General features: G+C 34.8%; 15 protein-coding genes. 14 read left to right on the plus strand and 1 reads right to left on the minus strand.

Going from position 1 to position 12,419, the window contains the following annotated elements; all coding sequences use genetic code 11:
• Positions 1-165 precede the first annotated feature (165 nt).
• From EGX95_RS06260 to EGX95_RS06315, 12 genes are all read left to right on the plus strand, one after another.
• The gene (locus EGX95_RS06260; protein WP_001177005.1) at positions 166-1,227 is read left to right on the plus strand and encodes a YpbB family protein; all 1,062 of its coding nucleotides are present in this window, start codon (positions 166-168) and stop codon (positions 1,225-1,227) included.
• Positions 1,217-2,746 carry a RecQ family ATP-dependent DNA helicase gene (locus EGX95_RS06265; protein WP_000762990.1) on the plus strand — a complete coding sequence of 510 codons (1,530 nt, stop codon included), beginning with the start codon at positions 1,217-1,219 and terminating at the stop codon, positions 2,744-2,746. Before EGX95_RS06260 ends, EGX95_RS06265 begins: the two co-directional genes overlap by 11 nt.
• Positions 2,746-3,309, plus strand: coding sequence for a CPBP family intramembrane glutamic endopeptidase (locus EGX95_RS06270; protein ID WP_001025765.1), 564 nt, complete (start codon positions 2,746-2,748; stop codon positions 3,307-3,309). The genes EGX95_RS06265 and EGX95_RS06270 overlap by 1 nt, the downstream gene beginning before the upstream one ends.
• A 22-nt stretch (positions 3,310-3,331) precedes the next feature.
• The gene (locus tag EGX95_RS06275; RefSeq protein ID WP_001254344.1) at positions 3,332-3,811 is read left to right on the plus strand and encodes a LysM peptidoglycan-binding domain-containing protein; all 480 of its coding nucleotides are present in this window, start codon (positions 3,332-3,334) and stop codon (positions 3,809-3,811) included.
• 57 nt (positions 3,812-3,868) lie between these two features.
• Complete coding sequence (locus EGX95_RS06280; protein ID WP_000637818.1) at positions 3,869-4,645, plus strand: metallophosphoesterase; 777 nt, start codon at positions 3,869-3,871, stop codon at positions 4,643-4,645.
• A complete protein-coding gene (locus tag EGX95_RS06285) occupies positions 4,645-5,520 on the plus strand; it encodes a MerR family transcriptional regulator (protein WP_001142635.1) in 876 nt (291 codons plus the stop codon). Before EGX95_RS06280 ends, EGX95_RS06285 begins: the two co-directional genes overlap by 1 nt.
• Positions 5,521-5,597: 77 nt before the next feature.
• Positions 5,598-6,206 carry a genetic competence negative regulator gene (locus tag EGX95_RS06290; RefSeq protein ID WP_001235392.1) on the plus strand — a complete coding sequence of 203 codons (609 nt, stop codon included), beginning with the start codon at positions 5,598-5,600 and terminating at the stop codon, positions 6,204-6,206.
• A gap of 267 nt (positions 6,207-6,473) precedes the next feature.
• Positions 6,474-7,760 carry an NAD-specific glutamate dehydrogenase gene (gudB, locus tag EGX95_RS06295; protein WP_000225176.1) on the plus strand — a complete coding sequence of 429 codons (1,287 nt, stop codon included), beginning with the start codon at positions 6,474-6,476 and terminating at the stop codon, positions 7,758-7,760.
• Positions 7,761-7,838: 78 nt separating this feature from the next.
• On the plus strand, positions 7,839-8,048 hold the full coding sequence (locus tag EGX95_RS06300) for a hypothetical protein (RefSeq protein ID WP_000428469.1): 210 nt from the start codon (positions 7,839-7,841) through the stop codon (positions 8,046-8,048).
• Between the two features lie 92 nt (positions 8,049-8,140).
• A complete protein-coding gene (locus EGX95_RS06305) occupies positions 8,141-8,377 on the plus strand; it encodes a DUF3961 domain-containing protein (RefSeq protein ID WP_001983018.1) in 237 nt (78 codons plus the stop codon).
• Positions 8,378-8,456: 79 nt separating this feature from the next.
• Entirely contained in the window at positions 8,457-8,987 is a 531-nt protein-coding gene (locus EGX95_RS06310) for a peptidoglycan recognition protein family protein (RefSeq protein WP_001240643.1), read from the plus strand.
• A 109-nt stretch (positions 8,988-9,096) separates the two neighbouring features.
• A complete protein-coding gene (locus tag EGX95_RS06315) occupies positions 9,097-10,077 on the plus strand; it encodes a YpdA family putative bacillithiol disulfide reductase (RefSeq protein WP_001168493.1) in 981 nt (326 codons plus the stop codon).
• Positions 10,078-10,114: 37 nt separating this feature from the next.
• Here the strand turns inward: EGX95_RS06315 and ansA are convergent, their stop codons facing one another.
• Positions 10,115-11,089, minus strand: a complete 975-nt coding sequence (gene ansA / locus EGX95_RS06320; RefSeq protein WP_000822022.1) for an asparaginase — start codon at positions 11,087-11,089, stop codon at positions 10,115-10,117.
• Between the two features lie 180 nt (positions 11,090-11,269).
• Between ansA and EGX95_RS30265 the strand changes: the two genes are divergently transcribed.
• Together EGX95_RS30265 and cmk are read left to right on the plus strand one after the other, a co-directional pair.
• Positions 11,270-11,443, plus strand: a complete 174-nt coding sequence (locus EGX95_RS30265; RefSeq protein WP_000738061.1) for a YpfB family protein — start codon at positions 11,270-11,272, stop codon at positions 11,441-11,443.
• A 128-nt stretch (positions 11,444-11,571) separates the two neighbouring features.
• Entirely contained in the window at positions 11,572-12,249 is a 678-nt protein-coding gene (gene cmk, locus EGX95_RS06325) for a (d)CMP kinase (protein WP_000361264.1), read from the plus strand.
• Positions 12,250-12,419 lie beyond the last annotated feature (170 nt).

Here is a 12,419-nt window from a genome sequence, read left to right on the forward strand (position 1 = left end):
TTTGCATTATGTCATAAGATTTTCAAAATACGTAAATGTTATTTCGTTTGGTACAATAGAATATATACAAGTATATATTGCCCATATGATAAGTTTAATGAGTAACGGTAGATGGCGCAATCATAACAAAAAGCAATTAAGTTAGATTGAAAGGTGGAAGCGGTAATGCAACTACAATATACTGTATTGTATTGTTTAAAACAATTGAATGGTGAAAGGACCGTTTCTTCTATTTATTATTTATTAAAGGGAAAACGTTCTTCGCAAACGTTACAAGATGGAAATATGTTCCGAATTTCTTTTTTGTTTGGAATATATAAATCGTTAAATAGAACTGAATATGATCGTGAAGTTGCAAAGTTGTTGCAAGCAGATTTAATTCAGGAAATACATGAAAATACATATTTGTTAACATCTAAAGGTGAAATGCAGTTACATACATGGGAGGAATGGTATGCTTTCCCAGCGCATTTACATGGTTTGCACTATGGTGAATTAGGTGAAACGTTTTGGAAAAGATTATCTTTAATTATTCAAACTGTATCTAATTTACAACAGAATAATACGAAGTTTATTCCTATTCAACAAGATACAGAAATAATGGTGTGGGTGAAGCGATTTTTAACAGGTATGCCGTATAGGCGAATTGAATTGGCAAAAAGATTATGGAAAGAAATACATAATCTTTTAGGGAAATGTGATGTGATAGAAGCGACGATTGTAACATATAGATTAACAGGATATGAACGTATCGGTTGTACATTGCAGCAGTTAGCGGAAATTACGAAACGAGATATTTTCAGGGTGTATTTTTTATTTTGGGGTACAATTCATTTCCTTATACAAGAAGTTCGCGATAAAGAAAATGAATTTCCGTTATTAGCTGAGATTATCTCTTATCCAAATGAGAGAGCTGAATTATTTAGTTTATCAACGAAAAAAACATATAATTTTTGGAGGCAAGGGCGCTCGTTAGAAGAAATAGCGACGATTAGAAATCTAAAGGTTGCAACGATAGAAGATCATTTTGTTGAAATTGCTTTGCGAGAAAGAGATTTTTCTATCGAGATGTTTATGGAAAAAGAAAAAATAGATAAAGTAACAGAAGTAATTGATGCATTACAAACACGTAAGCTGCGTGAGTTGAAACAAGCGGTTGGAGAGGATATCTCTTATTTTGAAGTTCGTCTTGTATTGGCGCGGATGGAGGGTATAAATGAAACTTGAGGAATATTTATATAGGTGGTTTGGATATTCTGAATTTCGTCCAGGTCAAAAAGGGGTAATTACAGATTTATTGGAAGGAAAAGATGTTATAGCGATGCTTCCGACCGGAAGAGGGAAGTCTATGTGCTATCAACTTCCAGGGCTCATGCAAGAAGGGACAGTACTTGTTGTATCACCATTATTATCTTTGATGGAAGATCAGGTTACACAATTAAAATATGTTGTGAAAAACCGAGTGATAGCATTTAATAGTTTTCGGACATTACAGGAAAAAAGAGAAGCGATGAAAAGATTAGCTTCTTATAAATTTATTTTTGTATCACCAGAGATGTTGCAGTCGGAATTGTTAATAAGAGAATTGAAGAAAGTTCATATTTCATTATTTGTTGTGGATGAAGCTCATTGTATTTCGCAATGGGGTTATGATTTTAGACCAGATTATAAAAAACTAGATGTAGTTATTAAGAATATCGGGTCTCCTACGGTGCTAGCATTAACTGCAACAGCGACGAAAGATGTACTCCGAGATATAGCAGAGAGTTTGAATTTGGAGAATGTGACGCAGCATGTGTATTCTATTGATCGTCCAAATATAGCAATGGAAGTACAATTTGTAGAGACGATAGAAGAGAAGAAAGAGGCGCTTTTGGACCAGGTGATGTATTTACAAGGGCCGGGGATTGTATATTGTTCAAGCAGAGCGTGGACAGAACGTTTAACGGAATATTTAAGAGGAAAAGGCGTTACTGGTGTCGCTTTCTATCATGGTGGTATGGAACATGAAGAGCGTATGTTAATTCAACAGCAGTTTATGAATGACCAGTTGCAGCTTGTAATATGTACAAGTGCTTTTGGTATGGGAGTAAATAAATCAAATACGAGATATATTATTCATTTCCACTATCCGACTAATATAGCTTCTTATTTACAAGAAATCGGAAGAGCTGGAAGAGATGGTGAACCAAGTATAGCTATTTTACTATGTAGTCCGTTAGATCACGATTTACCAATTTCAATCATTGAAGATGAATTGCCAAGCCAGTCACAAATACAATTTTTATTTTCTTTACTGCAGGAAAGAATGTTTCAAACGAAAGAATTACCAATAGAAGAGGTAGAAGAAATTTGTTATAATGCAGCAAGATTTAATGAACAATATTGGCGTTTCATCCGCTATCATCTTGAACAGCTTGGAATCATACAACAACGAAAACTAATATTAGAGAGCTTGTCAGATGAAATTATGAACAGATTAATAGCTGAAGTAGAAATAAGGTTACGTAATAAATATAGTGAGCTAGAAAACATGAAATCATGGATACAAGTGAAAGAATGTAGACGAGAATATTTGCTGCGACAGTTCGGTTACAGAAAAGAGGGCGAGGTAAAGAATTGCTGCGACTATTGTCATATTACAAAAACAGATTATAAAAAAAGACAAGCGCAACAATCGGATTTCGACTATAATTGGGAAACAGAGTTACAAAAGCTTTTCGGTCTAGAAAAGATGGGGGAATGATGAACATTCAAAGGCATAATATTGAAGATATGAGTCCGAAAGAAATAAGGCTGAATCTGTATATCACACAGTTCATTATTATCGGTATCGGTTGTTTACTAGCATATATACTATTCCGAGATATAAAATCGGTGTATAGTCTGTGGAAATGGGAACCGGTGTCTATACTTATAATAGGTGGCTTGTTAGCGATTGGTATTGTGTTATTAGATTATGTTGCAATGCGAGTATTTCCAGAGTCTTGGTTTGATGATGGTGGTATTAATGATAGGATGTTTCAAGGGATGTCGGTTATGCATCTACTTGTTATTACGTTCATTATCGGCTTTGCAGAAGAATTTTTATTTAGAGGTGTAGTGCAGACGCACTTTGGAATTGTAATAGCAAGTTTTGTATTTGCAGTATTACATATTCGGTATATAAAAAAGCCATTTTTGTTTTGTTTCGTCTGTTTCATTAGTTTTGTTTTTGGCTATGTATTTGAATGGACAGGAAATTTGTTTATAACAATCTTTGCACACTTTCTTGTTGATTTTATAATGGGGCTTCAATTAAGAAAATAAATGGAAGGTGGTGGTGAACAACATGAGAAGACGAATTCCTGATTTTGAAGAGGAATTAGAAGTTGAGCGAGTGGAAGAAAAAGAAGGTTTACCGCCGCGTAGTGAAATTCATAGAAATAAAGAGAAAAAACAAAAGTTTAAAATGAATCATATTTTCGTTCGAGTTTTAACATTTCTATTCATATTATTACCAATTAGTATTTTATGGTATACGGATAAATATATTCAGGTGAAAAGTGATGGTAATAACGCTGGAAAAAGTGCATTTGAGGTCATTTTCTTTGATTCAGCTAAATCTCAGTCCGAGGCATCATCTGAGAAAGTTGTCACGCATACGGTGAAAGAGGGAGAAACTTTAGAAAGTATAGCGAAGCAATATTTTTCAGATGAAACTGGGATCGAAGTGATTAAAAAGTATAATGATTTACAAAAAGATGAAGTGAATGTAGGTCAAGAATTAAAAATTCCGATAAAAGATAAGTCTACAAAGCGAGAAAGTTAGTAAAATACTTACTATAAAAACTGAGGATTATCTTTATGAGGAGGGGAGTAAAAATATATGATATGGATTATCTTATTAAGTACTCTCGTTTGTATTGGTATTATAATGCTTCTTGTAATGTATACAGAAGCAATGCGTAATACGGTGCTAGAACATACTTTAATATTTGAAGAATTTCCGAAAAGTTTTCAAAAAGTAAATGTATTTTTTATATCTGATATTCATAGAAGGGTCATTTCGAATTCGTTAATTGAACAAGTAAAAGGAAGAGTTGATCTTGTAATTATTGGTGGTGATTTAGCGGAAAAAGGTGTCCCTTTATCGAAAATCTCTGCAAATATACAAAAGCTAAGAGCGATAGCTCCTGTATATTTTGTATGGGGAAATAATGATTATGAAATTGAATATCATGAATTAGATGCTTTGTTATTAGAAAATAATGTAAAAGTTTTAGATAATACAAGAGTTGTATTTGAGTCTGAATTAGGAGAGAAAATTTGTTTGCTCGGTGTAGATGATGTTGGTTTGGAACGTGATCGTTTAGATTTAGCGTTGGCTGATTGTAAAGAAGATGGTTTTCGCATATTAATTAGCCACAACCCTGATATAATAAATAAAATGTCTGGAAAAGAACAAATTTCACTTGTGCTAAGTGGACATACACATGGAGGGCAGATTCGATTATTCCCATCTAAAAAATATTTAAAAGGTGGCGTATATAAGCATTCAAATATAACTCTTTTTGTTAGTAATGGGTATGGAACAACGTTGATTCCACTTCGCTTCCGAGCACCTGCTCAAACACATATTATTACGTTATGCGGAGGGAAATGATGCCAACTCTAAACGGAAAATATAACATAAAAGCTGTTTCAAAAATAATTGGAGTTCAACCAAGTACGCTTCGTGCATGGGAAAGAAGATATCAAATGATTGCCCCAAAGCGGAATCATGCGGGGCATCGATTATATACAGAAGAGCATATTCAAATTTTGAAATGGTTAATGGACAAGGTTTCTTCCGGCATGATGATTGGACAAGCAGTTCAATTATTAGAAGGGAATCGTTTGCAGAATAGTGTTCAAAATGAAATACATTACGATAGAGAAGTTGTTTTAGTGGACGATTTACTACAAGCTTTGTTAAAATTTGATGAAATTACAACTTCTGCATTGTTAAACGAGGCCTTTAGTATTTATGCAACAGAAAAAGTTATCGCAAGTATTGTTCTTCAAGTGTCAAATAAATTGTTAACGTTAAAAAATAATAATGAAGTTACAATGGTGCAATTCCAATATGTCGTATCATTTTTACAAACGCGTCTAGGGATGGTATATCATAATGCATCATCGTTTTCTTCTATACACAAAGTTGTTGTGTTAGAAAGTAATATGTTGAAAGGGTTTGTTTTCTCAACGTATTTACGATTAAAAGGATATGAGGTGATATATATTAGGGCGAGCTTAGCGGAAGATAGTATTACGTTAGCTGTTGAGCAAATAAGACCTAAATATGTAGTAATCTCTTTTGATGACGGACGAGAACTGAAGAACGCAACGAGCTACTTGAATTTGTTGCAAGAAAAAAGTGAAAACCTTTCTGTTGGGGTTATAGGAGAAATAGGTGCTGGAGATCAGTTGAACATTCAAACAAACCTAATTGGTGATACGAAAGAAGAATGGGATAATTGGTTAAACATGTTAGAATAGTTGTTCGAAAAGAACCATCTATTTTCTATTTCATATAATAAAAATTATATTCATTGGTTGCGTAGGGAGGGTATGAGATGAGGCTGGAACGATTAAATTACAATAAGATAAAAATTTTCTTAACATTTGATGATTTATCTGAAAGAGGATTAACGAAAGAAGATTTGTGGAGAAATGCACCGAAAGTACAGCAATTATTTCGTGATATGATGCAAGAAGCAAATAAAGAATTAGGATTTGAAGCGGATGGTCCGATTGCAGTTGAAGTATTTTCTCTACAAGCGCAAGGAATGGTCGTAATTGTAACGAAAGAACATCAAGAAGCGGATACAGATGATGAGTTTCGTGACGAGTTTATTGAAATGCAAGTGACTCTAGATGAAAGCGAGCATATCCTTTATGAGTTTGCTACACTAGATGACGTAATTAACCTGTCGAATCGTTTATATAACCTTGATGTAACTGGCGGAAAATTATATACGTGGGATGGGCGTTTCTATCTTTGGATGGAAGAAGAGGAGCAAATACAATTACTGAAGGCAGATTTTATAGCTATTTTAGCGGAATATGGTAATCCGTCTACAGCAACTATTTATCGTCTAATGGAGTATGGTAAAGAATTAATGGCTTCTCAAGCAATTGAACAAATACACAATTACTTTGTGAAAAAACAAAACCTTAGCTAATGTAACATAGCTAAGGTTTTGTTTTTTACCTTACTTAAATGTATTTTTTCAAAGTACTGTACATGAATAAAATAAAAAATATTTAAATATTTAAGTATTTTACTTTTCTAAAAGCGATAAAAGGACTATAATGATAGTGAAAACGCTTGCAAAAGAAAATACTTTGTATATATTTGTTAGCGTTTTCTATTGCATTCCAAATTTAACGGTGTATACTAGGCAATGAAGGTTTACTAAACAAGTGAAATTACAGGGGGTTTACTTACTATGGTAGCCGAAAAGGGAACTCAAACAAAAACACAACAACAAAGGGAACAACATTTTGAACTATTGAATTCAACACAAATTGTTATTAGTGAAGCGTTAGAAAAATTGGGTTATCCAAACGAAGTATATGAATTATTAAAAGAACCAGTTCGTATGATGACAGTGAAAATACCAGTTCGTATGGATGACGGGACTGTTAAAATATTTACAGGATATCGTGCACAACATAATGATGCTGTTGGTCCAACGAAAGGTGGAATTCGCTTCCATCCGAATGTAACAGAAAATGAAGTGAAAGCACTTTCAATTTGGATGAGTTTAAAATGTGGTATTGTTGATTTACCATATGGCGGAGGTAAAGGTGGAATTATCTGTGACCCGCGTGAAATGTCATTCCGTGAGTTAGAAAGATTAAGCCGCGGTTATGTACGAGCAATTAGCCAAATCGTAGGACCGACGAAAGATATTCCAGCTCCAGATGTATTCACAAACTCTCAAATTATGGCATGGATGATGGATGAGTATAGCCGTATTGACGAATTTAATTCACCAGGATTTATTACAGGTAAGCCACTTGTATTAGGTGGATCACATGGACGTGAAACAGCAACAGCGAAAGGTGTTACAATTTGTATTCGCGAAGCTGCAAAAAAACGCGACATTGATATTAAAGGTGCACGCGTTGTTGTTCAAGGATTCGGTAATGCTGGTAGCTTCTTAGCTAAATTTATGCATGATGCAGGTGCGAAAGTTATTGCGATCTCAGATGCTTACGGCGCATTACATGATCCAAACGGATTAGATATTGATTATTTATTAGACCGTCGTGATAGCTTCGGTACAGTAACAAAACTATTTAATAATACAATTTCAAACAAAGAATTGTTAGAACTTGATTGCGACATTTTAGTTCCAGCTGCAATTGAGAACCAAATTACAGAAGAAAATGCTAATGATATTAAAGCAAAAATCGTTGTTGAAGCTGCAAATGGTCCAACAACATTAGAAGCAACTAAAATTTTAACAGATCGCGGAATTTTACTTGTTCCAGACGTATTAGCGAGTGCTGGTGGGGTAACAGTATCTTACTTTGAGTGGGTACAAAATAACCAAGGTTACTACTGGACTGAAGAAGAAGTAGAACAACGTTTAGAAAAAGTAATGGTAAGATCATTTGATTCTATTTATGAAACAGCACAAGTTCGTAAAGTGAATATGCGCTTAGCAGCGTATATGGTCGGTGTCCGTAAAATGGCTGAAGCAAGTCGCTTCAGAGGTTGGGTATAATATTATATTGTGAGAAAACGTGATTCCTTTCGAGGGGATCACGTTTTTTTGTTGAAGTATTAGAGTGAGGTGTTGTGTATGGAAAATAAAATGATAGAACGGGTAGAACAATTAGAAGAAAAGGTTAAGAGGTTAGAGGGAGAACTTGCAAGAACGACGAAAGCCAAAAAGACAAGTATTGTTCGGGTGTTCGGGGAAGGGCTACTGTTTTTAATATTTGGTGCGGTTGTAGTAGGGCCAATTATCGCCTTTGTAATCACGATTCTTACTGGATTTGCTGAAAAATAAAATAAAAACGAAAAGAACGCTTGTTCTATACGAACAAACGTGCTATACTCTCCTTAGATAAACAAAACGGAAATGATTTTAAGGAGAGATAAATGATGAAAATGACAGTAGACCAAAGATTTATGATGCCAGCGGATGTTGTAGAACGAGTGGAAGTATTAAGAAACAAACAAAGTAAGCGCGGCACATTATTACAATCAGTAAATAAATTTTTCGGTTTAGATACGAAAGAAGATTGTGTTTGGTTTTACGGTTTTTATGGAGTTGCTGTAAGTATTTTATTATTTATGGTGTTCACATCAAATATTTTCGATTTTCTCTTCGCGTAAGAAATATGCTATAAGGACATTGCTACCGAATACATATATAAAGAAGTAAGGTAATCTTCTGAAGCGGGAGTTGGTAGTAATGGCGATGTTTCCTATAGAGCGTAACTATATTGGATATGGAAGTTCACGGCCGGGAATTCCTCTTTCTAAAGTAAGGTTTATTGTAAGCCATGATACGGGGAATCCTGGTAGCAATGCGATTGGGAATCGGGATTATTTTAATGAAATACAACCGAAAGCTTCGGCACATACATTTATAGATGACAAAACAATACTAGAAATTATTCCTATAAATGAAGTTGCTTATCATGTTCGATATGGTGTGCCGACAGATAATGACTTATATGGGTATGATGCCAATAAGGCTGCCATTGGAGTGGAGCTTTGTTATGGCGGTGATGTTAATTTTTGGGAAGCATATACCCGTTTTACGTGGTATCATGCGTATTTATGTCAAAACTTCGGCTTGAATCCGAAAAAAGATATCGTATCACATAAAACACTTGATCCAGCCAGAAAGATTGATCCTGAAAATGTTTTAGGGAAACAAGGTATTAAATTTCAGCAGTTTTTAGCAGATGTCTATCGGATGTACGTTTCGTTTAGATGACAAATATATGAAAAATGAATACAATAAAGATAGGTGCCTACTGCTGTAAGTAGGTTTTTTCTTGTTTTTATAAATAGTGTATTGGTAGAAGACTAGGAGTGAACCGAGTATGCAGAAAGAAACAGCTATCATAATTGGAGGCGGTCCGTGCGGATTAGCAGCAGCAATTTCGTTGCAAAAGGTAGGGATAAATCCGTTAGTAATTGAAAAAGGAAACATTGTAAATGCGATTTATAATTATCCAACCCATCAAACATTTTTCTCTTCTAGTGAAAAATTAGAAATTGGTGATGTAGCTTTTATTACAGAAAATCGTAAGCCTGTTCGAAATCAAGCGCTTGCGTATTATCGTGAAGTAGTAAAGCGTAAATCTGTACGTGTAAATGCTTTTGAACGAGTAGAGAAAGTTCAAAAAGATGGAGAAGTTTTTCAGGTTGAAACGACAAAGCGTGACGGAAGTAAAGAAATGTATATAGCGAAATATATTGTTGTAGCAACTGGATATTATGACAATCCAAATTATATGAACGTTCCAGGTGAGGAATTGAAGAAGGTAGCTCACTATTTTAAAGAAGGACATCCTTATTTTGATCGAGATGTAGTAGTTATAGGTGGGAAAAACTCGAGTGTAGATGCCGCGTTAGAGCTTGTGAAAGCTGGTGCGCGTGTAACGGTACTATATCGCGGAAGTGAGTATTCACCAAGCATAAAGCCTTGGATTTTGCCAGAGTTTGAGGCGTTAGTCCGAAATGGTACAATTCACATGCATTTCGGGGCTCATGTGAAAGAAATTACTGAACATACATTAACGTATACAGTTGATGGCGAAGCATATACAATCCAAAATGATTTTGTATTTGCGATGACTGGTTACCATCCTGATCATAGTTTCTTAACAAAGATGGGTGTTCGGATTGATGAAGCGACAGGACGTCCAATTTATGCAGAGGATACGATGGAAACGAACGCTGCAAATATTTTCATTGCAGGTGTAATTGCTGCTGGAAATAATGCAAATGAAATATTTATTGAGAACGGTCGATTTCATGGGGATGCGATTGCGCAAACCATTGCAACAAGAGAAATATAAAAAGAAGCTGTCGGAATAAACTTCGACAGCTTCTTTTTTAATCGTGCATAAACATGTTTTGGATTGCTTCATGAGAAGTTGTATTCTCTAATGCAACTAATAATTTAATACGTGCTTTTTGAGCGTTTAAACCGTATGTGAATACAATACCCATATCTTTTAATTGTTTGCCGCCACCTTCATATGAATATACATCTTGAACGATCCCATTGAAACAGCGAGAAACTAATACGACAGGAATTCCTTTATTTATTAGCCGTTCTAGACTAGGAAGTGTTCTTGGAGGTAAATTACCTTGTCCAAGCGCTTCAATAACAATCCCGTCTACTGGAAGATTTTCAATTGCTGCTAACAATGTATCGTTCATACCAGCGTATGCTTTTAGAACGACTACATTTTTAGAAACCTTATTTACTGAATATGTTTCGTGATGTACTAAAGCATGGTGGAATACAACACCACGTTTTGTTACCATACCGATTGGTCCATACTGTGGACTTTGGAATGTTGCTACATTACTTGTATGTGTTTTCGTTACGTTTGTAGCGCAATGAATTTCGTCGTTTAATACGACTAAAACGCCTTTTTCGGCAGCTTCACTACTGCTAGCGACTTTTACAGCTGATAAGAAGTTATATAGACCATCAGCACCTAATTCATTGCTAGAGCGCATTGCGCCTGTTACAACGATCGGAATAGTTGCTTGTACTGTTAAATCTAAGAAATAGGCCGTTTCTTCTAATGTATCCGTACCATGCGTAATGACTACGCCATGAATGTTGTCTTGTTTTACTCTTTCATCAATGATGACTTGTAATTGTAACATTTCGCTTGGTGTCATATGAGGAGATGGTAGATGAAACACATCTTCAACGATTAAATCAACATCGCCTTCTAAATCAGGAATGAATTTTAAAAGAGGATTTTTTTCACCTGGTTGTACGACCCCAGTTTCTTTATCTTCCTCCATTGCAATTGTTCCACCTGTGTGTAAAACTAGGATTCTTTTCAATGCTTATACCCCTTTCAAGTAAAAAAATACATTTAGAACATAACATGTTTTGAGTAAATTCGACAATGGAAATGTATAAAAGTATGCCTCGAAAATGACAATAAAATGAAATGCTATATGTACGATGTATAAAATTACGAAACGAAATGTGCAAATACAGTATAGGAGGGAGCCATTACGTTGAAAAAGATGGAGAGAATGCTTATTCGTATATTAATAATACAATTCATTTGTCTTTCTGTTGTGCAATTGTTATTTATACATAAGTCATCAGTGAAATATTTATCTAAAATTGTTTATTATGAAGGTGTCATGGTAAAAAACAAAGCAGAAATCTTACAGGTGAATAGGTAGTTTTCATTTTCTTCTATGAAGGATTATGCTACAATAATTGAGGATTTAATGACGTGAAGCAAATGAGAAGGAGCAGGAGAATACCTGCTTTTCGTTTTGTTTTATAAGTGAAAAAATGAGGTGTTACAATGGATAAACGAATTTCAATTGCTATAGATGGTCCAGCAGCTGCTGGAAAAAGTACAGTTGCGAAAGTTGTAGCGAAGAAGCTTTCTTACGTTTATATTGATACAGGCGCAATGTATCGTACGATTACATACGCAGCCCTTGAGCAAAAAGTGGATATTGAAAATGAAGAGCAGCTAATGGAAGTTGTAAAGAATGTGAAAATCGAGTTTCAGCAAGGAGAAAATACACAACTTGTATTTTTAAATGGACAAGATGTTTCTGAAGTCATTCGTACACCTGAGGTAACGAATCGAGTATCGATTGTGGCGAAACATCGCCTTGTTCGTGAAGAAATGGTACGCCGTCAACAAGAGTTAGCGGAAAAAGGCGGCGTTGTAATGGATGGTCGTGATATTGGTACACATGTGTTACCAGATGCTGAAGTGAAGATCTTTATGCTTGCTTCTGTTGAAGAAAGAGCAGAAAGAAGACATTTAGAAAATATGAATAAAGGTTTCGATTCTAATTTAGAGCAGTTAAAAGAAGAAATTGCTCAGCGTGATAAATTAGATTCAGAACGCGAAGTTTCTCCTCTAAAAAAAGCTGATGATGCATTGGAATTAGATACAACTTCTTTATCAATTGAAGAAGTTGTCCAAAAAATTATGGGTATTGTTTCGGGAGTGTTTGCGAAATAAAGAAAGGGGGTAGCCTCTTTCTTTTTTGTTTATATAAAAATGTAAAGGATACGTGAATTGTGAGTCTCTTTCCTTGACAAATGACCGGATTTATAAGAAGTTAGTTAAAGAGGAATAAAACTGTCAGAATATATTCGTTATTATATTTCAAAACATACTTTCTTCAACAT

Source organism: Bacillus sp. FDAARGOS_527 (genome assembly GCF_003812125.1).
GTDB lineage: Bacteria > Bacillota > Bacilli > Bacillales > Bacillaceae_G > Bacillus_A > Bacillus_A paranthracis.

Bases quoted from the DNA above. Each gene is read 5' to 3' on its own strand.
- EGX95_RS06260 (WP_001177005.1), top strand. From the start codon at position 166: ATGCAACTACAATATACTGTATTGTATTGTTTAAAACAATTGAATGGT.
- EGX95_RS06265 (WP_000762990.1), top strand. From the start codon at position 1,217: ATGAAACTTGAGGAATATTTATATAGGTGGTTTGGATATTCTGAATTT.
- EGX95_RS06270 (WP_001025765.1), top strand. From the start codon at position 2,746: ATGAACATTCAAAGGCATAATATTGAAGATATGAGTCCGAAAGAAATA.
- EGX95_RS06275 (WP_001254344.1), top strand. From the start codon at position 3,332: ATGAGAAGACGAATTCCTGATTTTGAAGAGGAATTAGAAGTTGAGCGA.
- EGX95_RS06280 (WP_000637818.1), top strand. From the start codon at position 3,869: ATGATATGGATTATCTTATTAAGTACTCTCGTTTGTATTGGTATTATA.
- EGX95_RS06285 (WP_001142635.1), top strand. From the start codon at position 4,645: ATGCCAACTCTAAACGGAAAATATAACATAAAAGCTGTTTCAAAAATA.
- EGX95_RS06290 (WP_001235392.1), top strand. From the start codon at position 5,598: ATGAGGCTGGAACGATTAAATTACAATAAGATAAAAATTTTCTTAACA.
- gudB (WP_000225176.1), top strand. From the start codon at position 6,474: ATGGTAGCCGAAAAGGGAACTCAAACAAAAACACAACAACAAAGGGAA.
- EGX95_RS06300 (WP_000428469.1), top strand. From the start codon at position 7,839: ATGGAAAATAAAATGATAGAACGGGTAGAACAATTAGAAGAAAAGGTT.
- EGX95_RS06305 (WP_001983018.1), top strand. From the start codon at position 8,141: ATGATGAAAATGACAGTAGACCAAAGATTTATGATGCCAGCGGATGTT.
- EGX95_RS06310 (WP_001240643.1), top strand. From the start codon at position 8,457: ATGGCGATGTTTCCTATAGAGCGTAACTATATTGGATATGGAAGTTCA.
- EGX95_RS06315 (WP_001168493.1), top strand. From the start codon at position 9,097: ATGCAGAAAGAAACAGCTATCATAATTGGAGGCGGTCCGTGCGGATTA.
- cmk (WP_000361264.1), top strand. From the start codon at position 11,572: ATGGATAAACGAATTTCAATTGCTATAGATGGTCCAGCAGCTGCTGGA.